The sequence below is a fragment of the Pseudomonas sp. rhizo25 genome, from assembly GCF_031931935.1.
Classification (GTDB): domain Bacteria; phylum Pseudomonadota; class Gammaproteobacteria; order Pseudomonadales; family Pseudomonadaceae; genus Aquipseudomonas; species Aquipseudomonas synxantha.
This window is the reverse complement of sequence record NZ_JAUJXA010000005.1, coordinates 394,269-420,365: the sequence shown is the minus strand read 5'-3', so window position 1 is coordinate 420,365 and position 26,097 is coordinate 394,269. Positions and strand designations below refer to the sequence as shown.

General features: G+C 60.5%; 30 protein-coding genes and 1 tRNA gene. 15 read left to right on the top strand and 16 right to left on the bottom strand.

Annotated features, from left to right (window positions below; all coding sequences use genetic code 11):
• The first annotated feature begins 7 nt into the window (after positions 1–7).
• On the top strand, positions 8–2,020 hold the full coding sequence (locus QZR30_RS14325; RefSeq protein ID WP_311903465.1) for a DNA cytosine methyltransferase: 2,013 nt from the start codon (positions 8–10) through the stop codon (positions 2,018–2,020).
• Between the two features lie 341 nt (positions 2,021–2,361).
• On the opposite strand, the gene QZR30_RS14320 is transcribed toward QZR30_RS14325, so the two are convergent.
• Positions 2,362–3,069, bottom strand: coding sequence for a hypothetical protein (locus tag QZR30_RS14320; protein ID WP_311903464.1), 708 nt, complete (start codon positions 3,067–3,069; stop codon positions 2,362–2,364).
• Between the two features lie 226 nt (positions 3,070–3,295).
• Between QZR30_RS14320 and QZR30_RS14315 the strand changes: the two genes are divergently transcribed.
• On the top strand, positions 3,296–3,625 hold the full coding sequence (locus QZR30_RS14315; protein ID WP_311903463.1) for a hypothetical protein: 330 nt from the start codon (positions 3,296–3,298) through the stop codon (positions 3,623–3,625).
• Positions 3,626–3,674: 49 nt separating this feature from the next.
• A complete protein-coding gene (locus tag QZR30_RS14310) occupies positions 3,675–4,769 on the top strand; it encodes a DNA-methyltransferase (protein ID WP_311903462.1) in 1,095 nt (364 codons plus the stop codon).
• A 35-nt stretch (positions 4,770–4,804) separates the two neighbouring features.
• Here the strand turns inward: QZR30_RS14310 and QZR30_RS14305 are convergent, their stop codons facing one another.
• Complete coding sequence (locus QZR30_RS14305) at positions 4,805–4,996, bottom strand: hypothetical protein (protein ID WP_232458774.1); 192 nt, start codon at positions 4,994–4,996, stop codon at positions 4,805–4,807.
• A 176-nt stretch (positions 4,997–5,172) separates the two neighbouring features.
• Here QZR30_RS14305 and QZR30_RS14300 point away from each other — a divergent pair, with 176 nt between their 5' ends.
• Genes QZR30_RS14300 through QZR30_RS14290 form a run of 3 tightly spaced genes read left to right on the top strand, consistent with a single transcriptional unit; the run spans position 5,173 to position 6,690 of the window.
• Entirely contained in the window at positions 5,173–5,394 is a 222-nt protein-coding gene (locus QZR30_RS14300) for a hypothetical protein (protein ID WP_311903461.1), read from the top strand.
• Positions 5,395–5,396: 2 nt separating this feature from the next.
• The gene (locus QZR30_RS14295; RefSeq protein WP_311903460.1) at positions 5,397–5,639 is read left to right on the top strand and encodes a DUF4224 domain-containing protein; all 243 of its coding nucleotides are present in this window, start codon (positions 5,397–5,399) and stop codon (positions 5,637–5,639) included.
• A 1-nt stretch (position 5,640) separates the two neighbouring features.
• Positions 5,641–6,690 carry a tyrosine-type recombinase/integrase gene (locus QZR30_RS14290; protein WP_311903459.1) on the top strand — a complete coding sequence of 350 codons (1,050 nt, stop codon included), beginning with the start codon at positions 5,641–5,643 and terminating at the stop codon, positions 6,688–6,690.
• 116 nt (positions 6,691–6,806) lie between these two features.
• Here QZR30_RS14290 and QZR30_RS14285 read toward each other — a convergent pair.
• Positions 6,807–6,897 (bottom strand) — tRNA-Ser (locus tag QZR30_RS14285).
• A 152-nt stretch (positions 6,898–7,049) separates the two neighbouring features.
• Here QZR30_RS14285 and QZR30_RS14280 point away from each other — a divergent pair.
• Entirely contained in the window at positions 7,050–7,721 is a 672-nt protein-coding gene (locus QZR30_RS14280; RefSeq protein ID WP_046068609.1) for a Bax inhibitor-1/YccA family protein, read from the top strand.
• A 74-nt stretch (positions 7,722–7,795) separates the two neighbouring features.
• Here QZR30_RS14280 and murB read toward each other — a convergent pair whose 3' ends face one another.
• The 8 genes from murB to QZR30_RS14240 form a co-directional block, all read right to left on the bottom strand.
• Positions 7,796–8,815 (bottom strand): UDP-N-acetylmuramate dehydrogenase, encoded by a 1,020-nt coding sequence (murB, locus tag QZR30_RS14275; protein WP_311903458.1) that lies wholly within the window; start codon positions 8,813–8,815, stop codon positions 7,796–7,798.
• Complete coding sequence (locus QZR30_RS14270) at positions 8,812–9,276, bottom strand: low molecular weight protein-tyrosine-phosphatase (protein WP_311903457.1); 465 nt, start codon at positions 9,274–9,276, stop codon at positions 8,812–8,814. The genes murB and QZR30_RS14270 overlap by 4 nt, the downstream gene beginning before the upstream one ends.
• Positions 9,276–10,040, bottom strand: coding sequence for a 3-deoxy-manno-octulosonate cytidylyltransferase (gene kdsB / locus QZR30_RS14265; RefSeq protein ID WP_046068612.1), 765 nt, complete (start codon positions 10,038–10,040; stop codon positions 9,276–9,278). The genes QZR30_RS14270 and kdsB overlap by 1 nt, the downstream gene beginning before the upstream one ends.
• Positions 10,037–10,222: a Trm112 family protein gene (locus QZR30_RS14260; RefSeq protein WP_003174668.1), complete on the bottom strand. Its 186-nt coding sequence runs from the start codon at positions 10,220–10,222 to the stop codon at positions 10,037–10,039. Before QZR30_RS14260 ends, kdsB begins: the two co-directional genes overlap by 4 nt.
• A gap of 24 nt (positions 10,223–10,246) precedes the next feature.
• Positions 10,247–11,257, bottom strand: a complete 1,011-nt coding sequence (gene lpxK, locus QZR30_RS14255; RefSeq protein WP_046068613.1) for a tetraacyldisaccharide 4'-kinase — start codon at positions 11,255–11,257, stop codon at positions 10,247–10,249.
• Complete coding sequence (locus QZR30_RS14250) at positions 11,257–11,685, bottom strand: ExbD/TolR family protein (protein ID WP_043046643.1); 429 nt, start codon at positions 11,683–11,685, stop codon at positions 11,257–11,259. The genes lpxK and QZR30_RS14250 overlap by 1 nt, the downstream gene beginning before the upstream one ends.
• Positions 11,682–12,317 (bottom strand): MotA/TolQ/ExbB proton channel family protein, encoded by a 636-nt coding sequence (locus QZR30_RS14245; RefSeq protein ID WP_046068614.1) that lies wholly within the window; start codon positions 12,315–12,317, stop codon positions 11,682–11,684. Before QZR30_RS14245 ends, QZR30_RS14250 begins: the two co-directional genes overlap by 4 nt.
• Positions 12,318–12,426: 109 nt before the next feature.
• A complete protein-coding gene (locus QZR30_RS14240) occupies positions 12,427–14,652 on the bottom strand; it encodes a DNA internalization-related competence protein ComEC/Rec2 (protein WP_311903456.1) in 2,226 nt (741 codons plus the stop codon).
• 135 nt (positions 14,653–14,787) lie between these two features.
• Between QZR30_RS14240 and QZR30_RS14235 the strand changes: the two genes are divergently transcribed.
• Positions 14,788–15,303, top strand: a complete 516-nt coding sequence (locus QZR30_RS14235) for a DUF2062 domain-containing protein (protein WP_056846549.1) — start codon at positions 14,788–14,790, stop codon at positions 15,301–15,303.
• A 4-nt stretch (positions 15,304–15,307) separates the two neighbouring features.
• Here QZR30_RS14235 and QZR30_RS14230 read toward each other — a convergent pair whose 3' ends face one another.
• Both QZR30_RS14230 and QZR30_RS14225 read right to left on the bottom strand, forming a co-directional pair.
• Complete coding sequence (locus QZR30_RS14230) at positions 15,308–16,666, bottom strand: sensor histidine kinase (RefSeq protein WP_046068616.1); 1,359 nt, start codon at positions 16,664–16,666, stop codon at positions 15,308–15,310.
• Complete coding sequence (locus QZR30_RS14225) at positions 16,653–17,381, bottom strand: response regulator transcription factor (protein WP_046068617.1); 729 nt, start codon at positions 17,379–17,381, stop codon at positions 16,653–16,655. Before QZR30_RS14225 ends, QZR30_RS14230 begins: the two co-directional genes overlap by 14 nt.
• A 205-nt stretch (positions 17,382–17,586) precedes the next feature.
• Between QZR30_RS14225 and QZR30_RS14220 the strand changes: the two genes are divergently transcribed.
• From QZR30_RS14220 to QZR30_RS14205, 4 genes are all read left to right on the top strand, one after another.
• The gene (locus tag QZR30_RS14220) at positions 17,587–20,340 is read left to right on the top strand and encodes a response regulator (RefSeq protein WP_046068618.1); all 2,754 of its coding nucleotides are present in this window, start codon (positions 17,587–17,589) and stop codon (positions 20,338–20,340) included.
• Between the two features lie 162 nt (positions 20,341–20,502).
• Positions 20,503–21,492, top strand: coding sequence for a 2-hydroxyacid dehydrogenase (locus tag QZR30_RS14215; RefSeq protein WP_046068619.1), 990 nt, complete (start codon positions 20,503–20,505; stop codon positions 21,490–21,492).
• Between the two features lie 71 nt (positions 21,493–21,563).
• A complete protein-coding gene (locus tag QZR30_RS14210) occupies positions 21,564–22,004 on the top strand; it encodes a hypothetical protein (protein ID WP_043046633.1) in 441 nt (146 codons plus the stop codon).
• Complete coding sequence (locus QZR30_RS14205; protein WP_043046631.1) at positions 22,001–22,405, top strand: META domain-containing protein; 405 nt, start codon at positions 22,001–22,003, stop codon at positions 22,403–22,405. Before QZR30_RS14210 ends, QZR30_RS14205 begins: the two co-directional genes overlap by 4 nt.
• Before the next feature lie 141 nt (positions 22,406–22,546).
• Here the strand turns inward: QZR30_RS14205 and QZR30_RS14200 are convergent, their stop codons facing one another.
• On the bottom strand, positions 22,547–23,008 hold the full coding sequence (locus QZR30_RS14200; RefSeq protein ID WP_043046629.1) for a TlpA disulfide reductase family protein: 462 nt from the start codon (positions 23,006–23,008) through the stop codon (positions 22,547–22,549).
• A 115-nt stretch (positions 23,009–23,123) separates the two neighbouring features.
• Between QZR30_RS14200 and arsC the strand changes: the two genes are divergently transcribed.
• Genes arsC through QZR30_RS14185 form a run of 3 tightly spaced genes read left to right on the top strand, consistent with a single transcriptional unit; the run spans position 23,124 to position 24,476 of the window.
• Positions 23,124–23,477 carry an arsenate reductase (glutaredoxin) gene (arsC, locus tag QZR30_RS14195; protein WP_046068620.1) on the top strand — a complete coding sequence of 118 codons (354 nt, stop codon included), beginning with the start codon at positions 23,124–23,126 and terminating at the stop codon, positions 23,475–23,477.
• On the top strand, positions 23,474–24,088 hold the full coding sequence (wrbA, locus tag QZR30_RS14190) for an NAD(P)H:quinone oxidoreductase (protein ID WP_046068621.1): 615 nt from the start codon (positions 23,474–23,476) through the stop codon (positions 24,086–24,088). Before arsC ends, wrbA begins: the two co-directional genes overlap by 4 nt.
• Complete coding sequence (locus QZR30_RS14185) at positions 24,072–24,476, top strand: DUF2069 domain-containing protein (RefSeq protein ID WP_056846551.1); 405 nt, start codon at positions 24,072–24,074, stop codon at positions 24,474–24,476. Before wrbA ends, QZR30_RS14185 begins: the two co-directional genes overlap by 17 nt.
• Before the next feature lie 16 nt (positions 24,477–24,492).
• Here QZR30_RS14185 and QZR30_RS14180 read toward each other — a convergent pair whose 3' ends face one another.
• Together QZR30_RS14180 and ttcA are read right to left on the bottom strand one after the other, a co-directional pair.
• Complete coding sequence (locus QZR30_RS14180; protein ID WP_311903450.1) at positions 24,493–25,164, bottom strand: DNA-3-methyladenine glycosylase I; 672 nt, start codon at positions 25,162–25,164, stop codon at positions 24,493–24,495.
• A 67-nt stretch (positions 25,165–25,231) separates the two neighbouring features.
• Positions 25,232–26,056, bottom strand: coding sequence for a tRNA 2-thiocytidine(32) synthetase TtcA (ttcA, locus tag QZR30_RS14175; RefSeq protein WP_043046624.1), 825 nt, complete (start codon positions 26,054–26,056; stop codon positions 25,232–25,234).
• Positions 26,057–26,097 lie beyond the last annotated feature (41 nt).

The window sequence follows — 26,097 nt, the reverse complement described above, 5'->3', positions numbered from 1 at the left end:
ACCATCTATGTCCGCACAACAGAAGAAACCCAAATTCATCCATGGCCAGCCGAGCATGGGCTTGCCGTTCGAAAAGGTACTGGTGGTCGACCTGTTCGCTGGCGGTGGCGGCGCCAGCACCGGTATCGCCAGGGCATACCGGGAGCCGGACGTAGCGGTGAACCACAATCCAATAGCCTTGGCTGTACACCGCGCCAACCACCCAAACACAGCGCATTACGTCGCCGACGTGTACGAGGTTGACCCACGGAAAGCCACTGGCGGGCAGCCTGTCGCGATCATCTGGGCCTCGCCTGATTGTCGCCACCACAGCAAGGCCAAAGGTGGGGCACCGCGTGATCGCGGGGTGCGTGGACTGGCATGGGTGGTGATCCGCTGGCTGTTCGTTACGCGGTCCCGATTGCTCTTTCTGGAAAACGTCGAAGAGTTTTGTGACTGGGGCCCAATCGATGACCATGGCCAACCGATCAAAGCAGAGCGCGGACGGACCTTTAAAGCGTTTATCTCGGCGATCAGCACCGGCCTGCCAGCGGAACATCCGGATATGCCGGAGATCATGCAGGCCATCGGCGAGTTCGTCCCGATGGAGGCCCTAGTGAAAGGTCTCGGCTACAACGCCGAGTGGCGGGAGCGGATCGCAGCAAACGCCGGCGCTCCAACCATCCGCAAGCGCCTGTACTTGGTGGCTCGCAGCGACGGCCTGCCGATTGTTTGGCCGGAGCCGGTACGACACAAGAAGCCAACAGCGAAACAGCAGCCATGGCGCACGGCCGCCGAGTGCATTGACTGGAACAACCCGGGCAAGACGATCTTCCGGGACAAGCCGATGGCACTCAACACCCGCCGACGTGTGGCTAAGGGCATGTGGCGTCACGTCATCACCAGTGAGAAGCCATTCATTGTGCCGATGAGCAGGACTTCGGACGCACACACCAGCACGCACAGCGTGGATGAGTCGGTTTCGACCATCAGCGACGGCGGCACCCATCACGCGTTGGTGCAGCCCGTGGCCGCACCGTTCCTGACCGAGTGCGCCAATGGGTCATCGCAGCGTAACTTCGACGTGCAGGAAGCTCTCAGGACTCAGGTTGCACAGGTGAAAGGTGGTCACTTCGCGATGGCGGCGTGTCACCTGACCCACCTCACACACCACGGGGAGCGCAGCGGATACTCGCCATACGATTCGACCCGCACGGTCACCGGTGCCAATCGCGGCGAGCAAGCCATTGTTTGCGGGCACATGACAGCGTTCGGGCAGAACGCCGTGGGAAGCTCGCCAGATGATCCGGCGCAGACTGTGATGGCCGGTGCGGTGCGTCACGGGATCGTCGCGGCAAACATGGTCACGCTGAGAAAAGGGTCGGTAGGAGCTGACGTTGAAGGGCCTCTGGGCGTGGTCGCCACCAGTACCGGCCACCATGCGGTGACGGCGGCGTTCTTCGAACAGGCGAATGACGGCTACTACAAAGGTGACGGCCGATCCGCATACCAGCCCACCTCCACGATCTGCCAGTCAGGCGCCAACCAGCGCCTGGCCACTGCGTACATGGTGAAGTACTACGGGTGCGACAAGGGCGGCGTTTCGCTGACAGAGCCAATGCATACCCTGCCGACAAAGGACCGGGTTGCCCTGGTTGAGGTGGTGCAGGTGCCTGACACGCTCACGCCGGAGCAAATGCAAGGGGCCCGCCGCTGCGCCGCCTTCATGCATGAGCATCTGCCTGAGCGTTTCAAAGAGCCGGCTGAGATGATCATGATCGGCGGATACGTGCTGGTGGACATCACTTTACGCATGCTTCAGCCGCCGGAACTCAAGGCCGCCCAGGGCTTCGACAAGGACTACATCATTGACCGTGGCCTGTTCGTTGACCATGTGACCGGCGCCGAGCAGTGGCTGCCGATCAACAAAACAAATCAGGTCAGGCTCATCGGCAACAGCGTATGCCCAGATGAGGCCGAGGCGCTTGTCGCAGCAAACGCCGCCGATATCATCGATCTATATCAGAGGCTAGCGGCCTAATTTCACCAACGAGCACTGACTTTTTCTTGGGCTTCCTCTCTTGAGTCCGCAACGACCCAGACTGAAACCTCTGCATCCGGAGTCTTCATTCGCTCCCTTTCCTTCATTGTTTTTTCGTAAGTGTATGGTCCTATGAGAACAGTAGATCCCCCATCCTTTACCCGAAATCCAAACCAGTAGTTATTGTCCACGACATTCTCCTTGAGTCGGCTTATGCCGGCCTCTCCTAATACTCGAAATCCAACCATAACTCCACCACCCGGGCATGCCCCGGCATAGGTACGTCATGCCCACAGAAAACTGGAAACCGGATGTATTTGCCCCGAAGCTTCAGATTAAATTTACAGTCCTACCGCCATGTAACCAATGTTATACCCCTTGATTGGAACCGATTCTGTCTCTATTCCTAGAAAGCTCGCCACGAGAGTGTTTTCGCTGTTTTTATCTATGATAGGGCAAACCATAAACCTATCATCACCTACAAAACCCGCTTGCAAATAACCGCCAACATCTGAGCGAATCTCTTCTGCGAGCATTTTATTTAAAACAGTTAAAGGCGGTACTCGCTTGGCTCCAGCCTTCATCAAAGAAATAAAGGTTTCCGCTCCGCTTCCAATTGCTAGACAAAATCCGGGCCCTACTTCGTGAATAACGATGTCCGAAATTATACCCGCAGCTATACTTGTCTTGATTTCAAAAGCCAGCAGATCCTTTTTTTGGGGGCAAATGCCAAAGATCACGCAGTCAAAAAGACAGCTACCAGGATGCTCAGCAGCGCCAAGACGCTCACCGATTTGTTTAATTTGCCGCTCACCGACAAACTGAAATAGCTTCGCTATATCCTCCAAACAAATACTTGGCACATCGCCTTGACGTTCTACCAAATTTTTTGACATTGCGACGACTATAGCATGCGTACTCAAAGCAGAAATGGACGATCCGGAAAAAACAAATCCGAAACTATAATCACCCGTAACCACCCATTTAAATTCACCAACTTCCTTGCGGCAAACAACTGGAACCTCAAATACCTTCACGCCGCCATCCATTAGCACACCAGAGCCTTTTGACAGTCTAGAGTCTGCCGCGCACCAGATTTGCCTCTGCACCTCGTGAAACCAGACCACCGCAACCGTCATAATGATCAACCCCAGCGTTCAACAAATTTACCCCGACAGTTAACGATAGCTGCCAGACCTCGCTATTCGCTAGCTTAATCACATTTTTAATCCCTCCCCCTTCAAAGTCAGCCGCTATAGCGGCAAGGACGAAGTCATGCCTGAAGAAATCGTTTTGATCCAGCCAGCCCCAGTCGTGCGCGATGAATACGGCATGTTCGCTCACCCCGATATGCCCGACTTCGACGAGGGCGACGGTGATAAGTGCAAGGCCTGGATCGCTGAACAAGGCTTGCAGGTGAAGATGGTGTCACTCGAATACCACAGCGACGAAGCGATCTCTGATCGGTATTTCGATGCGGGCGATCCGGACTGCAGCTACTGGGAGCCGGATCGGCCTGATGGCGAAGGCTGGTTCTGCCTGGCCATTCACGACACCGACGACGGTCCTGTCTGCTGGTGGGCACGCCGCGAGGTGACGCCATGATCGCCACCCTCTGGTTCGCCTACGTCTTCAACAACAAGGGGCCCAGGCCATGAAACAGCATCGCGTTTTGAGCGGCGACTGCATTGAGTCGATGCGGACGCTGCAGGACCAATCGGTAAACACCTGTGTTACGTCACCGCCATACTACGGGCTGCGGGACTACGGCATGGCTGGCCAGATTGGCCTGGAGGAAACGCCCGCTGAATTTATCGCGCTCTTGGTAGATGTGTTCCGCGAGGTGCGCCGGGTGCTGCGTAATGACGGTACTGTTTGGGTGAACATGGGCGACACCTACGCATCAATCGCAGGCGGATACGCATCTGGTGGTTCAGCAGGTAAGCACGACATGGTTTCTCAGGCTACACGCGGAGCGGTACTGCGTGGCATGCGACGATCACCGCCGATAGGGCTTAAACAGAAAGACTTGATGGGCATCCCCTGGCGCCTCGCCTTCGCCCTTCAAGATGATGGCTGGTACCTGCGCCAGGACATCATTTGGCACAAGCCGAATCCCATGCCTGAATCCACCAGGGACAGGTGTACAAAGTCGCACGAGTACCTATTTCTCTTGAGCAAGTCACCACGCTATTACTATGACCAGGATGCGATCAAGGAGCCTGTGGCGCTCAACTCGATCACACGAATGGCTCAGGATCTCGAGCAACAGCGCGGCAGTGATCGAGTACCCGGAAAGTCAAACGGCCCAATGAAAGCTGTGCGCAGCAAGCGGGATAGTTTCAAGCGCGATGATTCAAAGCGAGAGCAACCTATCCCTGGGCAGTCACTGGGAACACACCGGCCAGATCGAGAGGAAAGTGCCTGGCCTTTGGACACTCGTAACAAGCGCAGTGTGTGGACGGTGCCAACGCAAGGCTTCAAGGGTGCGCATTTCGCTACCTTTCCGCCGGACCTGATCAGACCTTGCATCCTGGCCGGCGCGCCACTCGGTGGCGTCGTGCTTGACCCTTTCGGCGGTGCCGGCACTACGGCGGTGGTCGCAATGCAGGAAGGGCGCAAATCGATCCTGTGCGAACTGAACCCGGAATATGCCGCAATGGCTGAGCGCCGGATTGCGTCTGCCTGGCTCGACGGCGCGGCGCAGATGGATGTTTTCCGCGACACCGCGCAACACCCAGCAGCCTAACCCCAATCCCCCTACATGCCTGCCAGCGGGCGAAGTCACGGCAACTGACTATCGATCCATCGTTCAGCTGCCGCCATCGCGTCATCAAGCGCTGCCGGATAGTCAGGCCAAGGGCCTTCCAACTCTGCTGCAACCTCGCCCAAGCCATTGATCGGCGCTGGCTCAATGATCTTTGCGGCAACAGGGCTCTCGTCGTTCGGGCGGCGCCAATCGAACTTGAGAAACATCACGTGGCCCCGGTAAGCGTGCGCTATCGGAGCATCGAAGTTGTGTGACACGTCCATGCCTCGTCACGAACTTGGTTGAACCCTTTTGTACACCGCTTCGGTCCTGTTTGAAAGATAGGCAGAAAGCTATCACTCCAATCCCCTATATGCCGCCCCGCGCGGCTAGGACATACCCCATGCTTGCTATGAAACTCACCCTGACACTGCTGGGCGCTTTGCTGTACCTGGTCGGCAGCGGATGCTGGTTCTTCTGGATCGCCCCCCGCCTTCTGGCCGACGGCGAAACGGCCGACATCCTCTACGCCTTCGTCGGCACTTGTGGCTGGCTGCTGATCACCTTCGGCCTGGCCATCCAAATCATCAAGACAGCACGGCCCACGGCGGCCGGCCGGAGGTAGGTATGCAAGCAGAGATCCTGTCGGACGACGAGCTCGCCGACCTAACCGGCTACAAGCAGCGCGCTCACCAGCGCAAATGGCTGAAAGACCGAAACTGGGTGTTCATCGAGAGCCGTGGCGGCCGCCCTCTGGTGGGTCGGATGTACGCGCGCGCGAAGCTTGGCATGGTTAACGCCGCAATCGCAGATCCAAACCCGCCGCCGGCGCGTCCAGCTTGGACGCCTGATTTCTCCAGAGTGAACTGATATGCGCCCCCGAAACACGGAAAACAGGGACTTGCCGCCAGGAATGGTGCGCCGTAAGCGCCCAAGGAAGAATGGCAAGGTCTGGATCGGCTACTACTACCGTGACTCAGCGGGAAAAGAGATTCCGCTTGGTACAGACCTGAGCAAAGCCCGGCTGAAGTGGGCCGAACTGGAGGCCAAAGAAAAGCCTGCCGACCTGACAACGATGAAGGGCATCTTCGACCGGTACGTGCGCGACGTCATCCCAAAAAAGGGGGAGCGAACCCAGAAGGACAACATGGCCGAACTGAAACAGCTTCGTCCTACGTTTGATGAGGCGCCCATCGATTCAATTACGCCGTTCAACATCGCCGGCTACCGTGATGCCCGCTCAGCAAAGGTTCGTGCCAACCGCGAGATCGCGCTTCTGTCCCACGTTTTCAACATGGCCAGGGAGTGGGGGCTGACGGAGCGGGAGAACCCTTGCCAGGGCATCAGGAAGAACAAGGAGGCGCCGCGCGATTACTACGCCAACGCGGCTGTTTGGGATGCCGTCTACGCAGTTGCCGAACAAGAACTCAAGGAAGCTATGGACCTGGGCTATTTGACCGGACAGCGGCCTGCTGACGTGCTGATCATGCGCAGCGACGATATCGAGGGTGACTACTTCCTGGTAACGCAGGGCAAGACCGGCCAGAAGCTTCGAATCCTGATGCGTACAGAAGCCGGGGAAAACAGCTTGGGGAGATTAGTCAGGGAGATTGCCGAAAGGAATGTCGGTCATTCATCCAAGTACCTGTTGATCAACAGGCATGGAAAGCGAATGACGAAGGGGATGTTGCGCTTGCGCTGGGACAAGGCTCGGGAAAAAGCCCAGCAGAACGCCATCGAACAAGGCGACCCGCTGCTCGCGGCCAAGATTGGAGGGTTTCAGTTCCGCGACATCCGGCCGAAGGCCGCGTCGGAAATAATCGATATCGGGGACGCAAGTCTGCTGCTGGGACACAGCAAACAGGAGATCACAAAGCGGGTTTACAGGAGGATTGGCGCCACCGCGAAACCGTCCAAATAGGCAAAGTTTCGGAACTCCTACCCGAAAGTTTCGGAACTCTCCCCAAAAGCAGAAAAAACATTCTCAAACCACAGAAACGCAAAAGCCCCACAATCGCGGGGCTTTTGTATGAATCTTGGCGGGAAACCAGGGATTCGAACCCTGGGAACGCTATTAACGTTCGCCGGTTTTCAAGACCGGTGCATTCAACCACTCTGCCAATTTCCCTTGTGCATCACAGGATTATAGTAGCTCATCCCGTCTCAGCGGGCGCCATAATACCCGAATGAAACACACTGTCAAACTCTCTGCATCGCTTGTTACAGGGCGTCTGTTATGATCTTTGCGACTGAACGTTTCAAAACTGAAGGAGTGTCGCCATGCGCGAACAGAATTACGCAGTGAATGGTAACGCGCAGGCTGAGCAGCTTGAAGTCAGCCGCGTCTTGCGCAACACGTACGGACTGCTCGCCCTTACCCTCGCATTCAGCGGCGTGATGGCCTACGTGGCCCAGCAGATGCGCGTTGGTTATCCGAATATCTTTGTCGTGCTGATCGGCTTCTATGGTCTGTTCTTCCTGACCAACAAGTTGCGCGATTCGGCCTGGGGCCTGGTGTCGGCGTTTGCCTTGACCGGTTTCATGGGCTTCATCCTCGGCCCGATCCTCAACCGTTACCTCGGCATGGCCGGCGGTGCGGAAGTGGTCAGTTCGGCGTTTGCCATGACTGCCCTGGTGTTTGGTGGCCTGTCGGCCTACGTGCTGATCAGCCGTAAGGACATGAGCTTCCTGGGTGGCTTCATTACCGCGGGTTTCTTCGTGTTGCTGGCGGCAGTAGTGGCCAGCATGTTCTTCCAGATCAGCGGCTTGCAACTGGCGATCAGCGCGGGTTTTGTGCTGTTTTCCTCGGTGTGCATCCTGTTCCAGACCAGCGCCATCATCCACGGCGGTGAGCGTAACTACATTATGGCGACCGTGAGCCTGTATGTTTCGATCTACAACCTGTTTATCAGCCTGTTGCAGATCTTCGGCATCATGAGCCGCGACGACTGATCAGTCAGTCACAATAAAAAATGCCCCGTATCGCGAGATACGGGGCATTTTTATTTCCAGGCCTGCACGAATGGTCAGTACTGGTTGGGTTCCATTTCCAGCTCGACCTTGAAGCGCTTGAAGATATCCTGCTGGATACGCAACGCCAGGTTGGCAATCTCGCGGCCTGTGGCGGTGCCGTAGTTGACCAGCACCAGCGCCTGCATCTTGTGTACCCCCGCATCGCCGTCTCGAAAGCCCTTCCACCCTGCCTTGTCGATCAGCCAGCCGGCGGCGAGTTTCATTTGCCCGTCGGCCTGAGGGTATGCGACCAAGTCCGGGTGTTGGCTTTGCAGTTCGGCAGCGAGAGCCTGGGACACCAGTGGGTTTTTGAAGAAGCTGCCGGCATTGCCCAACTCTGCCGGGTCCGGCAGTTTTTCCCGGCGAATGCTGCAGATCGCCCGGCTGACATCGCTTGGCGTGGCGTCGGTAATACCCTGGGCGGCCAGGCGTTGTTGTACCGGGCCGTAGTCAAGTTTCAGCTGGCTGGCGCGGCTGAGGGCAAAGCGTACCCGCAGGATCAACCAGCGCCCGACCTCATGCTTGAACAGGCTGTCACGGTAAGCAAACCTGCATTCGTCCAGGCTGAAATCCCGCAGCTCGCCGGTCTGGCGATCCAGGGCGGTGAGGCCGGCGAACACATCCTTGATCTCCACGCCGTAGGCACCGATGTTCTGCATCGGCGCCGCACCGACGGTGCCGGGGATCAGGCTGAGGTTTTCCAGACCGCAAAAGCCGTGCTCAAGGGTCCACAACACAAACGGATGCCAGGCTTCGCCTGCTTCGGCCTCGACGACCACGTGCACGCCATCGTCGTGCACCACGCGAATGCCTTGGGTGGCCATGCGCAATACCAGCGCAGGCACATCCTGGGTCAGCAACAGGTTGCTGCCACCACCGATCACCAACAGTGGCAGCGATTGTGCAGCCGCGTAGGCCAGAGCCTCGCGGACATCCGCATCACTGTGGGCCTCGGCAAACAATTGCGCACGCACATCAATGCCGAAGCTGTTGAATGGCTTGAGCGATACCTGCGCAAGCACTTGCAAGGTCATAAGCGGCCCTTCAATTCGATCACCAATAAATCGCAGGCGCGCTCGATCAGGTCCAGGACCCGCTCGAAACCTTGTTCACCTTCGTAGTAAGGGTCTGGCACTTCGTCCACTTCGCCGTCAAAGCGGCGCAAAAACAAGTCCAGTTCCGCCTTGCCCTGCCCCGGCTGCATGGCCTTGAGGTTGCGCAGGTTGCTGTGGTCCATGGCCAGGATCAGGTCATAGCGCGCGAAGTCGGCGCGGCTGACCTGTTGGGCACGCTGGGACGACAGGTCATAACCCCGCGCCAGCGCCGCACGTTGGCTGCGCTGGTCCGGCGAGTTGCCGATATGCCATTCGCCGGTGCCGGCAGACGCCACTTCAACCTGGCCGGACAAGCCTGCGTCGCGCAATTTATGGCGTAGCACGCCTTCAGCGGTCGGCGAGCGGCAGATATTGCCCAGGCATACAAACAGGACTTCCATCAGGCGCCCAACAGGCGACGGACGCGTTCCAGGTCTTCCTGGGTATCGACACCTGCTGGCGGCGCCTCCAACGCATCGCTGACATGGATGCGCACGCCGTGCCACAGGGCACGCAGTTGCTCCAGGGATTCGGTGTTTTCCAGCCAGCAGGGGCCCCAATTGACGAAATCATGCAGGAAACCGGCACGATAGGCGTATATGCCGATGTGGCGGCGATACGGCACGCCTTCCGGCAATATGTCGCGATTGCTGGCGAAGGCATCCCGCGCCCAAGGCAGGGTCGAGCGACTGAACGTCAGTGCCAGGCCATTGATGTCGCTGACCACTTTCACCACGTTCGGATTGAACAGCGTTTCAATATCTTCGATCGGTTCGGCCAGGGTCGCCATGCGGGCTTCGCCATGGGCCGCCAGGTTGGCGGCAACCTGGTCGATGACGCTCGGCGGGATCAACGGCTCGTCGCCTTGTACGTTCACCACGATGGCGTCTGGCGCCAAACCGAGCTGGGTGGCCACTTCGGCCAGGCGATCAGTACCGGAGTTGTGGTCTTCACGGGTCAGTACCGCTTCAGCACCAAAGCCTTTGCACGCCTCGATAATACGCGGGTCATCGGTGGCGACCACCACGCGCTCGGCGCTGCTTTTGCAGGCTTGTTCCCATACCAGTTGGATCATCGGCTTGTCGCCGATCATTTGCAGCGGCTTGCCCGGCAGGCGCGTCGAGGCATAGCGGGAGGGAATGACAACGGTAAAGGCGGTGGTCATTTATCCAGGCGCTCATCGGTAGTCAAGGTACGGGCTTCGCTTTCGAGCATGACCGGGATGCCGTCACGGATGGGGTAAGCCAGGCCGGCGCCCTTGCTGATCAGCTCGGTCTTGTCGGCGCTGAGCTTGAGCGGGCCTTTGCAGATCGGGCAAGCGAGGATATCGAGCAGTTTGGTGTCCATGAGTGTTTCCTGGAAAGAAGCGTTTTAAGGCAAGAGACGGTCGGGCAGCAGACGCATCAGCTGCGTGTCGAACCAGGCGACGAACGCCGGTGACGGCACCGCATCCACCGCAAGGTACCACCAGTCGGGCTGGGCAAAGGCGCGGCACTTCACCGCGTCCTTTTCGGTCATGACCAGCGGCAATGACGGGTTAAAACTCAAGACCTCGGCGCTGTAGGGCGCGTGGTCGGCAAAAGCATGGGGTATCGGCTGCCAGTGTAGCGTTTCAAGGGTATTGAAGAAACGTTGCGGATTGCCGATGCCAGCGACCGCATGCACCTGCTGGCCCTCGGGAAAGTAGGCTACCGGCTTGCGCTCGCCACTGTGCAGGTTGATCAGCGCAGTGGGTTGCAGGCGAAAGGCAAAGCCATCTTCACGGTCCGTCGCGGCACCGTTATACAGCAGCGCATCGACACTCTGCAGGCGCTCCACCGGCTCGCGCAACGGCCCGGCAGGCAGGCAGCGTCGATTGCCAAGCCCGCGGGCGGCATCGATCAGCACCAGTTCGAGATCGCGGGCCAGGCGGTAATGCTGCAAGCCGTCGTCGGAAAGGATCAGGTCCAGGGGTTCACTGGCCAGCAGGGCCTTTACCGCGCGACTGCGGTCGGGGTCGATCATCAGCGCTACGCCGCTGCGCTGCACGATCAGCAAGGGCTCGTCGCCGGCCACGTCGGCGCTGTGGCCGGCCTCGACCCGCCACGGCAGTTGCGGTGGCTTGGCACCATAGCCACGGCTGACCACGCCCACGCGCAAACCGCTGCGCCGGCAGTGTTCGATCAGCCACAGGATCAACGGCGTCTTGCCGGTGCCTCCTACGGTGATGTTGCCGACCACCACTACCGGCACCGGCGATTGATAGATCTCGCCCTCGCCCGCCACAAAGCGCGCACGCTTGCGTTGCACTACCCGGCGATACAGTGACTCCAGCGGGCGCAACAACACCAGTGCCGGATGGCCCTCGTACCAGGCCTTGAGCAAACGATCGGACATGGCCATCAGGGTGGGCTCGCCGCCTCGACGGTGGTCATGCGCAAATGACTGAAACCGAGCTTGCCGGCAGCGTCCATGGCGGTGATCACGGCTTGGTGCTGGGTCTTGCCGTCAGCGCTGATGGACAGCGGTAACTGGGTGTCACCACCAGATTCCTTCTGCAAGGCTTCCATCAGGCTGGCGAGGTCGTTTTTCTCCAGCAACTGATTATTCACCGAAAACACGCCATCGGCGCTGATGGCGATGTCCAGTTGCTTGACCTGCTGGTCTTCGGCAGGCGAACCGCTCACTGCTTCAGGCAAATCGACACGCAGCTGGGTTTCCCGGGTGAAGGTGGTGGTCACGACAAAGAACAGCAGCAGGATAAACACCACGTCGATCAATGACGCGAGGTTGATATCGACATTTTCCCGTTGCTTGCGGCGAAATTTCACGCTTTACCCTCGACCAAGTCCACGTCACGGTCGCCCTGCACCACTTCCACCAGTTTGATAGCTTCCTGTTCCATGCCGACCACCAGCTCATCGATGCGCCGTTGCAGGAAGCGGTGAAAGAACACCGCGGGAATCCCCACCATCAGGCCCGCAGCCGTGGTGATCAAGGCCTTGGAAATACCGCCGGCAAGTACCGCCGCATTGGTCGCCATGCCCGCGCCCATGAATGAGCTGAAAATGTCGATCATGCCCAGCACCGTGCCGAGCAGGCCGAGCAGCGGTGCCATGGCGGCGATGGTACCGAGAGCGTTGATGTAACGCTCCAGCTCATGGATTACCCGCGCAGCCGCTTCTTCAATGCACTCTTTCATGATCTCGCGACCGTGCTTGGAGTTGGCCAGACCGGCGGCGAGGATTTCACCCAGCGGCGAATTGGCGCGCAGTTCCTTGAGTTTTTGCTTGTCGAGCTGCTTGTTCTTGATCCAGCCCCAGACTTGCCCCAGCAGGTGCTCGGGGGTGACGCGACTGGCGCGCAGGGTCCACAGGCGTTCGGCAACGATGCCGAGTGCGGCGATGGAGCTCAGAATGATCGGCAACATCATCCAGCCGCCGGATTTGACCAATTCCCACACAGTGAATGTCCCCTCGAAAAAGTGCGCCACTTTACCATATAGGTTCGGCAGCGGGGTTCGTCGGCTACAGGCCCGCCCGTCGCGGCCCAGAGTCTTTGGTAACGCCGGATTACGGTAACGGTTCGCGCCAGAACCTGCGTTGACTGCGCGCAACAGTCGGTGGAAGGAACGTTCCCAGGCGCAGGCGCACTGCGCCTTGTTCAGCGCTGTCATATACCCGACTGCCCAGGGCCTGATAGCGCTCCATTACTTGTGGATGAGGATGGCCGAATGCATTGCTGCGCCCACGGGAGATCAGCACCGATGCCGGCGCCAGCCGCTGCAGGAAGGGCCAGGACGAAGAGCTGCGGCTGCCATGGTGCGGGGCCTGCAGCCAATCGGTCGGCACCGCCAGCGGCGAGGCAAGGAATGCCTGTTCGGCGGCGCGATCAATATCGCCGGTGAGCAGCAGGCGTTCGCCATTGGCCTCGACCTGCAGTACGCAGGACCTCGGATTGCCATCAATCGCACCGGCCCATTGCCACAGCTCAAAGGCCACGCCATCCCATTCCCAACGCTCGCCACGGGTACAGGCCTGGGTACCGAGAAACCCCGGCAGGCCTTCGGTTTCGCCGCCCACCACGCGCTTGACGGGCAGCCCCCGGGCCACTGCCTCCGCACCGCCGGCATGATCGGCATCAGCATGGCTGAGCAGCATCATGTCCAACTGCCCTACCCCCAGCTTTTTCAACGACGGCAAGACGACCCGCGCCCCCTGGTCGACAGGCCCAGACCGGGGCCCGGCGTCATAAAGCAAGGAGTGATGGCGAGTGCGCAGGATCAGGGCCTGCCCCTGGCCGACATCCAGCTGCACCACGTCCACCTGCCCATGGGGTATCGACTCCCTGGGTGGAAAAACCGCCAACAACAGCATGGGCCAGCCCAATAACCGAAACGGCAGCCCCTTGGGCAATAGCAAAATTACTGCGCCGGCCAGACTCACCAGCCAATAGCCCAAAGGTACTTCGGCCGGTATCCAGGCAGGCAGTCGCACAGCAAGCAGCGCCAGGCCCTTGAACAAGCCGTCCAGCGCGCCACCCGCCAACCACAGCAAAGCGTCACCGGCCAACGGCACCCACAGCAGCGCCGTGCCCAGCAGCGCCAAGGGCAGCACCACCAGGCTGATCCACGGCACCGCAACCAGGTTGGCCACGGGTGCACTGAGGCTGATGGGCAAACCCAATACCAGCAACAACGGGAACAAGCCAATGGCGATCAACCACTGGGGACGCGTCCAGACCTGCCAGGCGCTCCACGGCCCCAGGCGCACGCTGAACGCCAGGACCAGCGCTGCGACCGCCGCAAACGACAGCCAGAACCCCGGTTGCAGGCTGGCCAGGGGCTCAAGCGCCAGCACAGCGTTCAGCGCCAGCAACAACGGCCACCAAACACCCAAGTGACGAAAGCGCAAACGCCACAGCAATACCAGGCCCACCATGACGCAAGCCCGCTGCACCGGCACGCCGAACCCCGCCAGCAGGCCATAAGCCAACGCCCCGGAAAATGCCAAGCCGCACGCCCACGGCAGCCACGGCCAGGTTCGGGGCCAGCACCCATGGCGCGCCAACAAAGCGATCAAGCCGTAGATCAACCCCGCCAGCAAGCCAATGTGCTGCCCGGAAATCACCAGCAGATGCACCGTGCCGGTGTCCTGCAACACCTGCCAATCCTCAGGCGCCAGCCCGGAACCGTCGCCCAGTACCAATGCAGCCAAGCCCGCCTCGCGGCCCTGGGCATCCACGGCCAGCAGGCGCTGGCGGACAGCATCGCGCCAGGCATTGCGGGCCGGCGCCAGGCGCTCGCCGTCCTTTACCGTCGCGGTGGCGCCGATACGCTGGGCCAGCAACCAGGCCTCATGGTCAAACCCGTGGAAATTAAGCAGGCCGGCAGGCCGCTTTAGCGTCAATGCCAGGCGCCAGCGCTCCCCACTGTTAACCGTCGGCCCGCCATGCCAGGACACGCGGATGCGCTTGGGCAGCCGCGCAGTGCGCGACCGGCTGTCGGCCAGTTCGAAGCGCACGCTTGTGCCCGTCTGTTGCGGCAGGCCGATGACACGCCCTTCGACCCAGCGCGTCTGCCCATCCAGCACCGGCCGCAAGCGGTCATCCAGCGCCCACTGCGCACTGATACAGGCCCAACTCAAACCCAACAGGAAGAACGCCACGGGATAGGTGCGAAAAGGCAGCAGCATCAACACCAGCACCAACATGCCCAACACCCCTGCGCCAGACGGCAACGCAGGTAACCAACGCAACGCCAGTAGCCCCAGCGCCAAGGCCAACATCGCTGTTTTCATGGATCATCCTTTTCCACTGATCCACTCAGTTTTAGCTGGCTGACCGGCAGCGCCTATGATGTTTTGTCACAAAGTCTGAATTTTCTGTTTATAGAATCCGGGCATACTTGCCCCTCAAATTGACCTGGACCCCTTATGCCCCGGCGCTTATTCAAACGGTACATGCCCGATCCCAGCAGTATCAGGGAACATAAGTCATTACAGTTTCTTGGCACCCTGCTGCATGATCCGAACCTCTGGCACCTGAACCGGCATTCAGTGGCTCGTGCCATGGCGGTGGGTTTATTTGCGGCGTTTATTCCGATTCCGTTGCAGATGCTGCTTGCGGCAATCCTGGCGATCGTCGTGCGCGGCAATATGCCGATCGCCGTCAGCCTGGTGTGGCTGACCAATCCGATCACCATGCCGGTGGTGTTTGTGTGTACCTACATGACGGGCGCCTGGCTGATGAACGTACCGCCGCGCAGCCTGCCCGATAACCTCACATGGGAATGGATCAGCGGCCAGCTGAGCACGCTCTGGCAGCCGTTCCTGCTGGGTTCGGTGGTGCTGGGCCTGGTATTGGGGGCTCTGGCCTATTGCTTGACGATGGCGTACTGGCGCTGGTGGGTGGCGCACCAGTGGAAAAAACGTAAATTGCGTCGGCGCTGAAAAGCTAACGAGCCAGCAAGCGCAGATGCACCCGCAGGCCCTGCCCGGTATTTTCCGCCCATAAGCGCCCGCCCTGGCGCTGCACCGCGTTGCGGGCGATGCTCAGGCCCAGGCCGAACCCACCATCGCCGGGCCGCGAGCCGTCCAAACGGGTGAAAGGCGCGAAGATGCGTTCCAAATCCCGCTCATCAATACCGCCGCCCTGATCCTGCAGCCAGATATGCCAATAATCCCCCTCGCGACACCCGTCAAGTTGCACGCAGCCATCGTCGGGAGAATGGCGTATGGCGTTGCGCAGGATATTTTCCAGGGCCTGGGCCAGTGCGTTCAGGTTGCCACGCACCCAACTGTCCGCCGGCAACAGGCACGGCAAGCGCGACGCCGGCCAGTGGCTTTCGAAACAGGCGTTTTCGCGCAACATGTCCCACAAAGCCTGGAGTTGAATGTCTTCCTGGGGCAGCGGCGCTGTTTCGCTGTCGAGCCAGGCCAGTTGCAGGCTGTCTTCCACCAGGCGTTGCATGGCGTCGATTTCCCGCCCCAGGCGCTCACGCAGGCGGGCCGGGTCTTGCTCGCTGTCGCAGGCCACCCGCAGGCGGCTCAAGGGCGTACGCAGTTCATGGGACATGTCGCGCAGCAACTGCTGCTGCAAGCGCACCGTGCCTTGCAGGCGTTCGGACATATGGTCAAAGGCGCGCCCCAACTCTCCCAATTCATCCTGGCGGCTGGTCGCATCCCGGGACAGCCGCGTATGCAACTGGTCCGCACGCCAGGCATTGGCCTGCTCGCGCAATTGATTAAGGGGCATGATCAGCAGCCGATAGAGGCCGATGCACAGCAACAGGGTGAACAGGCCCGGAATCACACCATTGGTGACTATCCGCCAGAACAGTTGATAGCGCCCCGGCATAAAACGTTGCGGCAACTCGATCACCAGCGACCCCAGGCCAGGATCGACCGGAAACGGCACCTTCATCCAGGGCAGCCCTGTGACATGCCGGCTGACCGGCCAATCCAGCCCGCGCAAAAAGGTCAGGCGCTGGCTTTCCTTGTCACTCAGGGGCGTGTTGCTGAGGGATTGCAAATCGTTGCCGATCACGCCAACCCAGGTGGTTTCACGCTTGGCCATCAGTTGCAACCAGGCATCCACCCCGGCGCGACCTTGTGTGCTCCAGGCCAGCTCGGCGCCTGCCGCATAGCCACTGAGAATCTCCCGCGACTTGTCCGACAGGTACGCGCTCTGCTGCTCCATATAGCGGCCCCACGACCAACTGAGCCAGATCATCAGCAAACAGAACGCGATCAACAGGCAGGCCAGTTTCCAGAACAGCGAGTGCTTGCCCGGCAGCCGCTCAAAGCCCTTCATCAACACCACTCAGCACGTAGCCCTTGCCCCACACCGTGCGCACTTCACGCTCGGCATAGCCGATGGCCTTGAGTTTGCGGCGAATCTGGCTGACGTGCATGTCGAGGCTGCGGTCATGGGGCGCATACCCACGCTGCAGCACTTGCTGATACAGGAAGGCTTTGCTGAGGACTTCTTCAGCGTTGCGGTGCAGGGTTTCCAGCAGCCGGTACTCGCTGCGCGTCAGTCCGGCCCACTGTGCCTGGCAGCACACATCACAGCGCTCATCATCAAAATGCAGCACCGGGACATTCTCCCGCATCACTGCGCGCGGCGGCTCAGGCCGGCGATCCAGGGCCACCCGGCGCAGGATGGCTTCAATGCGCACGCGCAATTCAGCCATGCTGAACGGCTTGGGCAGATAGTCATCCGCGCCCAGGCGAAAGCCGCTGATGCGGTCGGCTTCGGCGCCCAGGGCCGACATCAGAATCACCGGCATGGCGTGGCTCTGACGCAAATGCGTGAGGATCGACAGCCCGTCCAGCCCCGGCAACAGGATGTCCATCAACACCAGGTCAAATGCCTGGTCTCGGGCCATTTGCAGGCCTTGCTGGCCGTTGCGACACCACGTCACCTGAAAACCACTGCGGCCAAGCTGCTCATGCACGTAGGCCCCCAACACAGGGTCATCTTCGATGGTCAGGATAGTAGGTAGGCCAACTGTTGCGGGAGTCATTAGCGTCTGCAAGTCATTCTCAATCACTGATTATTCAAGATTAAATGGCTACAGGCAATCGCCACCCGGCGCCGAATGGCCCGAAGATTGCCGCATGTCATTAATTTGCAAGATTCCAGACCGTGCAAATGGCTACACTGCGCAGGTGGCGCGGGCCGGATGCCAGCGTGGATAATTGATAACAACGTGGTAGCAGGAGAGTGGCGTGCTTAGAAGAATGGGGATAAAAGGCCGCGTACTGTTGCTGACCTTATTACCGACCAGCCTGATGGCCTTGGTGTTGGGAGGCTATTTCACCTGGATGCAACTGTCGGAATTGCAGAGCCAGTTGCTGCAACGCGGCGAAATGATCGCCGAACAATTGGCGCCGCTGGTGGCGCCTGCCCTGGGCCACAAGAACACTGAACTGCTGGAGCGCATCGCCACTCAATCCTTGGAGCAGTCAGACGTGCGCGCGGTGTCGTTCCTCGCCCCAGACCGTTCGCCCTTGGCCCACGCCGGCCCGACCATGCTCAACCCGCCGCCTACCGGTAACAGCTCGCACCTACTGCAGCGCACCGGCAACGATGCCACCCGTTATTTGCTGCCGGTATTCGGCCGGCATCGCAACCTGGCGGGCGAACTCATCCCCGATGAGTCTGACCGCCTGCTGGGGTGGGTCGAAGTGGAGCTGTCCCACAACGGCATGCTGCTGCGTGGCTACCGCAGCCTGTTCGCCAGCCTGTTGCTGATCGCCATCGGTCTGATGTGTACCGCTGCCCTCGCCCTGCGAATCAGCCGCACCATCAATTCGCCGATTGGCCAGATCAAGCAAGCCGTGGCCCAGCTCAAGGACGGCAACCTGGAAACACGTTTGCCACTGTTGGGCAGCCAGGAGCTGGACCAGCTCGCGTCGGGCATCAACCGCATGGCCGAAACACTGCAGAATGCCCAGGAAGAATTGCAACACAGCATCGACCAGGCCACCGAAGACGTGCGCCAGAACCTGGAGACCATCGAGATCCAGAACATCGAGCTGGACCTGGCGCGCAAGGAAGCCCTGGAAGCCAGCCGCATCAAGTCGGAATTCCTGGCCAACATGAGCCATGAGATCCGCACGCCACTCAACGGCATCCTCGGCTTTACCCACCTGCTGCAAAAAAGCGAGCTGTCACCGCGCCAGCTGGATTACCTGGGCACCATCGAAAAATCCGCCGACAACCTGCTGGGTATCATCAACGAGATCCTCGACTTCTCGAAGATCGAGGCCGGCAAGCTGGTACTCGACAGCGTGCCGTTCAACCTGCGGGACCTGCTGCAAGACACCCTGACCATCCTCGCCCCCGCCGCCCATGCCAAGCAGCTCGAACTGGTCAGCCTGGTGTACCGCGACACGCCGCTGGCGTTGGTGGGTGACCCGCTGCGCCTCAAGCAGATCCTGACCAACCTGATCAGCAACGCGATCAAGTTCACCCGCGAAGGCACCATCGTTGCCCGGGCGATGATCGAGGATGAGCAGGAAGACAGCGTGCAGTTGCGCATCAGCGTGCAAGACACCGGCATTGGTCTGTCCAACCAGGATGTCCGGGCACTGTTCCAGGCGTTCAGCCAGGCCGACAACTCGCTGTCGCGCCAGCCCGGCGGTACTGGCCTGGGGTTGGTAATTTCCAAGCGTTTGATCGAGCAGATGGGCGGCGAAATCGGCGTCGACAGCACGCCAGGTGAAGGCTCCGAGTTCTGGATCAGCCTGAACCTGCCCAAAACCCGTGACGACGTTGAAGACCTGCCCGGCCCGCCGCTGCTGGGTCGCCGCGTGGCCGTGCTGGAAAACCACGAACTGGCGCGCCAGGCCCTGCAACATCAACTGGAAGACTGCGGCCTGGAAGTCACACCGTTCAACACCCTGGAAAGCCTGACCAATGGCATCACCAGTGCGCACCAGACCGAACAGGCGATCAGCCTGGCGGTGCTCGGCGTCACCGCCAATGACATTCCACCCGAGCGTCTCAACCAACACTTGTGGGACCTCGAACACCTGGGCTGCAAGGTGCTGGTACTGTGCCCGACTACCGAGCAGATGCTGTTCAACCAATCGGTGCCCAACCCCAACAGCCAGTTGCAGGCCAAGCCCGCTTGTACACGCAAGCTGCGCCGCTCCCTGGCCGACCTGATCAGCCCGCGCCCCTCGCGCAGCGAACCGGGAGAGCCGCTGTCCAGCCGTGCGCCACGGGTGCTGTGCGTGGACGACAATCCGGCCAACCTGCTACTGGTGCAAACCCTGCTGGAAGACATGGGGGCCAAGGTGCAGGCGGTGGAAAGTGGCTATGCAGCCATCGATGCCGTCAAGCAAGAAACCTTCGACCTGGTGTTGATGGACGTGCAAATGCCCGGCATGGACGGGCGCCAGAGCACCGAGGCCATCCGTCAATGGGAAAGCGAACGCCACGGCACGCCGCTGCCGGTGGTCGCCCTCACGGCCCACGCCATGGCCAACGAAAAACGCGCCCTGCTGCAAAGCGGCATGGACGACTACCTGACCAAGCCCATCAGTGAGCGCCAATTGGCCCAGGTGGTGTTGAAATGGACCGGGCTGGCCCTGCGCAACCAAGGCCAGGAGCGCGCCAACGACGGCCTGGCCCAGGGCGTACAACTGCTGGTGCTCGACCACGAGGAAGGCCTGCGCCTGGCCGCCAACAAGGCAGACCTCGCCGCTGACATGCTCGCCATGCTGCTGGCTTCCCTGGAAGCTGATCGCCTGGCAATCACCCTCGCCCGCGAAGCCAATGACAACCATGCCCTGATCGAACGCGTCCACCGTCTGCACGGCGCCACGCGCTACTGCGGCGTGCCGCAACTGCGCGCAGCCTGCCAACGCGCCGAAACCCTGCTCAAGCAGGATGATGCCAAGGCCATGGCCGCGCTGGATGAACTGGACATGGCCATTGCGCGATTGGCCAGTGAAGCCAGGGTCAGCGCCTGATCCTGTTTTCATGGGCAACGAATCAACAATGTGGGAGGGGGCTTGCTCCCGATGGCGGTGTATCAGTTACAGATATTTCGACTGACACACTGCCATCGGGGGCAAGCCCCCTCCCACATTTAGTCAGCATTTCCAACGTGTAAACTGCAGGGAGCCTTCTTGATGCGCGTCATTCTGTTCAGCAGCCAAGCCTACGACCGTGACAGCTTTCTCGGAGAGCCGCGCCCCCAGGGCATCGAGCTGCAATTCCAACCCGCCCGCCTCAACCTCGACACCGTGGCCCTGGCCGAACACCACGAGGTGGTCTGCGCCTTTATCAACGACGACCTCAGCGCACCGGTATTGGAGCAACTGGCCAAAGGCGGCACGCGCCTGATTGCCCTGCGTTCGGCCGGTTACAACCACGTCGACTTGCCGGCTGCCAAGCGCCTGGGCCTGACCATCGTGCGCGTGCCCGCGTATTCGCCCCACGCCGTGGCCGAGCATGCCGTGGCGCTGATCCTGGCGCTCAATCGGCGGCTGCACCGGGCCTACAACCGCACCCGCGATGGCGATTTCAGCCTGCACGGGCTCACCGGTTTCGATCTGGTCGGCAAGACCGTCGGCGTGGTCGGCACCGGGCAAATCGGCGCCACGTTCGCCAAGATCATGGCCGGCTTCGGCTGCCAGCTGCTGGCCTGCGATCCCTTCCCGAATCCGCAGGTCCAGGCCCTCGGCGCCCGTTACGTGAGCCTGCCCGAATTGCTGGCCGAGGCGCAGATCATCAGCCTGCACTGCCCGTTGACCGTCGACAGCCAGCACCTGATCAACGCCCGCTCCCTGGCGCAGATGCAGCCCGGCGCGATGCTGATCAATACTGGGCGCGGTGGCCTGGTCGATACCCCGGCGCTGATCGAAGCGCTCAAGGAGGGCCAGTTGGGCTATTTGGGGCTGGATGTATACGAGGAAGAAGCCCAGCTGTTTTTCGAGGATCGCTCGGACCTGCCCCTGCAAGACGACGTGCTCGCCCGCCTGCTGACCTTCCCCAATGTGATCATTACCGCGCACCAGGCATTCCTCACCCGCGAGGCCCTGGCGGCGATTGCCGGCACAACACTGGCCAACATCGCGGCCTGGGCCGAGGGCCGGGCGCAGAACCGGGTCGAGGGATGATCAGCGGTCACATACCAGGCTCATGATAGGCCGGCACCCGTGATAGGATGCCGCGCCTATTTGGAGGATCCATGGCCGAACACGATTTCCGCTTCAGCTTGCTGAGCCCGCAACACACCCTGATCGAATGCCGCGCCCTGGTGCCGGGCCGTTACCAAGTCACCGGCAACGGTGGTTCGATCAAGCATGGCGACGTGCTGATCGTCACCTTGCGCGGCAGTAAAACCCTGTCGATGCGCCTGACCGTCGAAGGTGACGCACGCTACTCCATCCGCCCAGCCGGCCAATGGGTCGCCATGGCCCAGGGGCCGAAGTTCGGTGAGCTGGAGATTCATACCTGGAAGGTCAATTGCGACAGCTGCGACACCGTGCTGGAGTTTGAATTTGCGGTGGAAACCAAGCTGACCAAGGAGCCACTGCAGCCGGCTGCCAACGCACGCATCAAAGAACTCGGCTGGGCCAGCGAAGGCGACAAGCACCGCTGCCCGAAATGCCAGCAGGCTGCGCAATGAAAGGCGCGTTGTTGCTCGGTGCAATCGGTATGGGCCTGGCCGGCTGCGCCGCGGATGGCGCGAAGCTGGAGCGCGACCACAGCTATGTGGTGGAATGGATCGGTGAACGGCCGCTGATGGACTATGCGCACCTGACCGTCACCCTCGGCGCCGATGGTCGTGCCTATGGCAATGGCGGCTGCAACCACTGGTTCGCGCCGTACACCGTCGAGGGCGACAAGCTCAGCTTCGGCCAGATCGGCAGCACCCGCAAACTCTGCGCCGAGGCACTGATGGAGCAGGAGCAGCGCTTTTTCCAGGCCCTGCAAGGCGTGCAGCGCTGGGACATCTCGCCGATCGAACAGACGCGGTTCTGGCCGGCCGAGGGCAAGCCGATTCGCTTGTGGCTTGAAGAAGGCTGATATCCCCAATCTTCGGATTGATGGGATCTCAATGTGGGAGGGGGCTTGGTCCCGATAGCAGTGTGTCAGTCAATACATCAATTGACTGTTACACCGCTATCGGGAGCAAGCCCCCTCCCACACTTTCTCTGAGGTGTTGCTTTAACCGCGCAGGGCCTTGAGCTTGCCCAGCACCCCTTCTGCGGTCTGTTCCCCCATCAATTGCTCCCGCACCTTGCCCTTGTCATCGATGATATAGGTCACCGGCAAGGCCTCGCTGCGCGGAATCTCGAAGATCCCATCCGGGTTCTGGGCCAGGACCGTGAACTTGATTCCCAGTTTGTCGCTGGCGGCTTTCAACTCCTCACCCTGAACATTGTCGAAGTTGACTCCGAACACCCCCACACCCTGCCCCTTCAATTGCTCGGCCAAGGCGTTGAGTTCGGGGATTTCCGTGCGGCACGGTCCACACCATTCGGCCCAGTAATTGACCACCAGCCACTGCTTGTCCAGGCGTTCGGCCGCCACTTTCTGGCCGTATTGGTCAACGCCGTAATCGTTACCGCAGCCGCTGAGCAGCAGGGTTGTGATGATCGCCAATGCACCGATCAGTCGCCTTGTCATGGGGTATTCCTTCGCAAAAATGAACATGGGCTGCGGCCTATCGCCTCTTACGGTTTAAGGACAGGCGCCAGCGCAGGTAGAATACCCGCCACCTTACGCAAGATGCGACCCGCACATGACCGATCTGACGCTTTATCACAACCCGCGCTGCTCGAAATCCCGCGGTGCGCTCGAACTGCTGGAGGCCCGTGGCCTCACCCCAAACGTGGTGCGCTACCTGGAAACCCCACTGGATGCGGCGCAAATCAAGGCCCTGCTGGAAAAACTGGGGATCAACGCCCGTCAGCTGCTGCGCACCGGCGAAGACGAATACAAGACCCTCAACCTGGCCGACGCCAACCTCAGCGAAGCGCAATTGATCGCCGCCATCGCCGCCCACCCCAAGCTGATGGAGCGCCCGATCCTGGAAACCGCCGATAAAGCCATCATTGGCCGCCCACCCGAGAACGTACTGGAGATCCTGCCGTGAGCGCGCCCTATGTGCTGGTGTTGTATTACAGCCGCAATGGCTCGGTGAGCGAGATGGCCCGACAGATTGCCCGCGGTATCGAACAAGGCGGCATGGAAGCGCGGCTGCGCACGGTGCCGGCGATTTCCACCGAGTGCGAAACCGTGGCGCCGAGCATTCCCGATGAAGGCGCGCTGTATGCCAGCCTGGATGACCTGAAACACTGCTCGGGCCTGGCCCTGGGCAGTCCGACCCGTTTCGGCAACATGGCCGCGCCGCTCAAGTACTTCCTCGACGGCACCAGCAACCTGTGGCTCACCGGCGCGCTGGTGGGCAAGCCTGCCGGCGTGTTCACCTCCACCGCCAGCCTGCATGGCGGCCAGGAGACCACGCTGATGTCGATGCTGCTGCCGCTGTTGCACCACGGCATGCTCATCACCGGCCTGCCCTACAGCGAGCAGGCGCTGCTCGATACCCAGGGCGGCGGCACGCCTTACGGCGCCAGTCACCATTCCGGGCCCGACGGCAAGCGCATGCTCGACCCCCATGAAATCACCCTGTGCCGAGCCCTGGGCTTGCGCCTGGCCAAGACCGCCACGCTGCTGGAGAACGGCCGTGGCCAGGAAGCCTAAAATCCTGCCGCCCCAGGCATGGCTGGAACCGCGGGTCAAGGTTGCACGGGCACTGAGCCTGCTGGCGTTTTTTGGGCTGGTGGGTTTGTTGTGCGTGTACTACCTGTTCATCGCCGACCTGCACGGGGCGCGTCCATGGGTGATCCTGCTGATCGAACTGGTGCCGCTGCTGGTACTCGCGCCCGGGATGATCATAGGCAGCGCCCGCGGGCATTCGTGGGTGTGCTTTGTGGTGAACCTGTATTTCATCAAGGGCGCGCTGGCGGCGTACGACCCGAACCGCCAGTGGTTCGGGGTGTTAGAGATGCTGGCGAGCCTGGCGGTGTTTTGCACGGCGCTGTTGTATGTGCGTTGGCGGCATCAACTGAACCGTCGACTGGCCGATTGACACGCTCCTACAATGATCAATGGTTGACGGTATACGCCAGCATCATCGACAACTGGGACATCGGACGCCCACTCTCGGCATGCCACTGGTTGAAGGCGCCCTGCACCGTGGCCAGATCCCGCAGGCTGGTCGGCGCCTTGTCGACGATCTTCTGCGCGTTCAACGCCGCCACCACGTCATAGCTCGGCACAAACGTATCCTTGCCCACCATCCGCAGAAACCGCGGTGCCGACAGCCCACCCAGTTGGTGGCCATGCTTGCTCAGGTATTTCCATAACCCGACGATATCGGTCACCGGCCAATCGGCGACAAACGCACCGAAGCTGCCCTTCTCCTGCTCGATATCGAGGATCATCTGCGCATTGCGCGGCACACTCTTGAGTTTGCCCAGGTGGCGGATGATGCGGGTGTCCTGCATCAGGCGTTCCAAGTGCTCGGCGCCCATCAGCACGACTTTTTCCGGATCGAAGCCGAAAAAAACCTGCTCAAACGCCGGCCACTTGGCATCGACCACACTGTGCTTCAAGCCCGCACGAAACACCCGTAGCGCCAAAGTCGACAGGTAACGGTCATCGGTGATCTTGCGCAATTGCGCCGGGGTCTTGGGCACAGGCAGGTGGGCTTCCAGCTCGGCCGTCGAACCGAAGCGGTTCAGACAATATTCGTGCAGCCACTTGTAATCGCGCATGCCCTCTCCTGGCAGTTGAATTGAAAACGGCGCCCGCAAGCGCCGTTTACTAGAGCCTCGACGAGGCTTAGAGGTTCACTACATTGACGAAACGCGAAGCAGCCGTCTCATCGATTTTCAAGCTGGTGAAATCGAACAGGTTGCGATCAGCCAGTTGAGACGGGATCACATTTTGCAGGCTGCGGAAGATGCTCTCGGTACGCCCGGGGGTCTTGCGCTCCCAGTCCAGCAGCATGTCCTTGACCACCTGGCGCTGCAGGTTTTCCTGGGAGCCGCACAGGTTGCAGGGGATGATCGGGAATTGCTTGAAGTCGGAGTAGGCCTGGATGTCCTTCTCGTTGCAATACGCCAGCGGGCGGATCACCACGTTGCGCCCGTCATCGGCGCGCAGCTTGGGCGGCATGGCCTTGAGCGAGCCATTGAAGAACATATTCAGGAAGAAGGTCTCGACGATGTCATCGCGGTGATGACCCAGGGCCATCTTGGTCGCGCCGATCTCGTCGGCAAAGGTGTAGAGCGTGCCACGGCGCAGGCGCGAGCACAGCGAGCAGGTGGTCTTGCCTTCCGGGATCAGCTCCTTGACCACCGAGTAGGTGTCTTTCTCGACGATGTGGTACTCGACGCCCAGTTCTTTCAGGTAGGCCGGCAGCACATGCTCGGGGAAGCCAGGCTGTTTCTGGTCCATGTTGACGGCGACGATCTCGAACTGGATCGGCGCGACCTTTTGCAGGTGCAGCAACACGTCGAGCATGGTGTAGCTGTCTTTGCCGCCGGAGAGGCAGACCATGACCTTGTCGCCATCCTCGATCATGTTGAAATCGGCGACCGCTTCACCGGCCAGGCGACGCAGGCGTTTTTGCAGTTTGTTCTGGTTGACCGTAAGAGTGCCCATGGCGCTTGGATCCGCTGAAGGTGTGACGAAAAGCCGGGTAT

Excerpts from the sequence above, each read along its gene's own strand:
- ttcA (WP_043046624.1), bottom strand. The coding sequence starts at position 26,056 with ATGGGCACTCTTACGGTCAACCAGAACAAACTGCAAAAACGCCTGCGT.
- QZR30_RS14260 (WP_003174668.1), bottom strand. The coding sequence starts at position 10,222 with ATGGACACCAAACTGCTCGATATCCTCGCTTGCCCGATCTGCAAAGGC.
- QZR30_RS14210 (WP_043046633.1), top strand. The coding sequence starts at position 21,564 with ATGGCCGAACACGATTTCCGCTTCAGCTTGCTGAGCCCGCAACACACC.
- QZR30_RS14280 (WP_046068609.1), top strand. The coding sequence starts at position 7,050 with ATGCGCGAACAGAATTACGCAGTGAATGGTAACGCGCAGGCTGAGCAG.
- QZR30_RS14295 (WP_311903460.1), top strand. The coding sequence starts at position 5,397 with ATGCAAGCAGAGATCCTGTCGGACGACGAGCTCGCCGACCTAACCGGC.
- QZR30_RS14200 (WP_043046629.1), bottom strand. The coding sequence starts at position 23,008 with ATGACAAGGCGACTGATCGGTGCATTGGCGATCATCACAACCCTGCTG.
- QZR30_RS14240 (WP_311903456.1), bottom strand. The coding sequence starts at position 14,652 with ATGAAAACAGCGATGTTGGCCTTGGCGCTGGGGCTACTGGCGTTGCGT.
- lpxK (WP_046068613.1), bottom strand. The coding sequence starts at position 11,257 with ATGGCCATGTCCGATCGTTTGCTCAAGGCCTGGTACGAGGGCCATCCG.
- QZR30_RS14205 (WP_043046631.1), top strand. The coding sequence starts at position 22,001 with ATGAAAGGCGCGTTGTTGCTCGGTGCAATCGGTATGGGCCTGGCCGGC.
- arsC (WP_046068620.1), top strand. The coding sequence starts at position 23,124 with ATGACCGATCTGACGCTTTATCACAACCCGCGCTGCTCGAAATCCCGC.
- QZR30_RS14300 (WP_311903461.1), top strand. The coding sequence starts at position 5,173 with ATGCTTGCTATGAAACTCACCCTGACACTGCTGGGCGCTTTGCTGTAC.
- QZR30_RS14235 (WP_056846549.1), top strand. The coding sequence starts at position 14,788 with ATGCCCCGGCGCTTATTCAAACGGTACATGCCCGATCCCAGCAGTATC.
- QZR30_RS14215 (WP_046068619.1), top strand. The coding sequence starts at position 20,503 with ATGCGCGTCATTCTGTTCAGCAGCCAAGCCTACGACCGTGACAGCTTT.
- QZR30_RS14180 (WP_311903450.1), bottom strand. The coding sequence starts at position 25,164 with ATGCGCGATTACAAGTGGCTGCACGAATATTGTCTGAACCGCTTCGGT.
- QZR30_RS14270 (WP_311903457.1), bottom strand. The coding sequence starts at position 9,276 with ATGGAAGTCCTGTTTGTATGCCTGGGCAATATCTGCCGCTCGCCGACC.
- QZR30_RS14305 (WP_232458774.1), bottom strand. The coding sequence starts at position 4,996 with ATGTTTCTCAAGTTCGATTGGCGCCGCCCGAACGACGAGAGCCCTGTT.
- kdsB (WP_046068612.1), bottom strand. The coding sequence starts at position 10,040 with ATGACCACCGCCTTTACCGTTGTCATTCCCTCCCGCTATGCCTCGACG.
- QZR30_RS14290 (WP_311903459.1), top strand. The coding sequence starts at position 5,641 with ATGCGCCCCCGAAACACGGAAAACAGGGACTTGCCGCCAGGAATGGTG.
- murB (WP_311903458.1), bottom strand. The coding sequence starts at position 8,815 with ATGACCTTGCAAGTGCTTGCGCAGGTATCGCTCAAGCCATTCAACAGC.
- QZR30_RS14320 (WP_311903464.1), bottom strand. The coding sequence starts at position 3,069 with ATGGATGGCGGCGTGAAGGTATTTGAGGTTCCAGTTGTTTGCCGCAAG.
- QZR30_RS14225 (WP_046068617.1), bottom strand. The coding sequence starts at position 17,381 with ATGACTCCCGCAACAGTTGGCCTACCTACTATCCTGACCATCGAAGAT.
- QZR30_RS14230 (WP_046068616.1), bottom strand. The coding sequence starts at position 16,666 with ATGAAGGGCTTTGAGCGGCTGCCGGGCAAGCACTCGCTGTTCTGGAAA.
- QZR30_RS14310 (WP_311903462.1), top strand. The coding sequence starts at position 3,675 with ATGAAACAGCATCGCGTTTTGAGCGGCGACTGCATTGAGTCGATGCGG.
- QZR30_RS14325 (WP_311903465.1), top strand. The coding sequence starts at position 8 with ATGTCCGCACAACAGAAGAAACCCAAATTCATCCATGGCCAGCCGAGC.
- QZR30_RS14315 (WP_311903463.1), top strand. The coding sequence starts at position 3,296 with ATGCCTGAAGAAATCGTTTTGATCCAGCCAGCCCCAGTCGTGCGCGAT.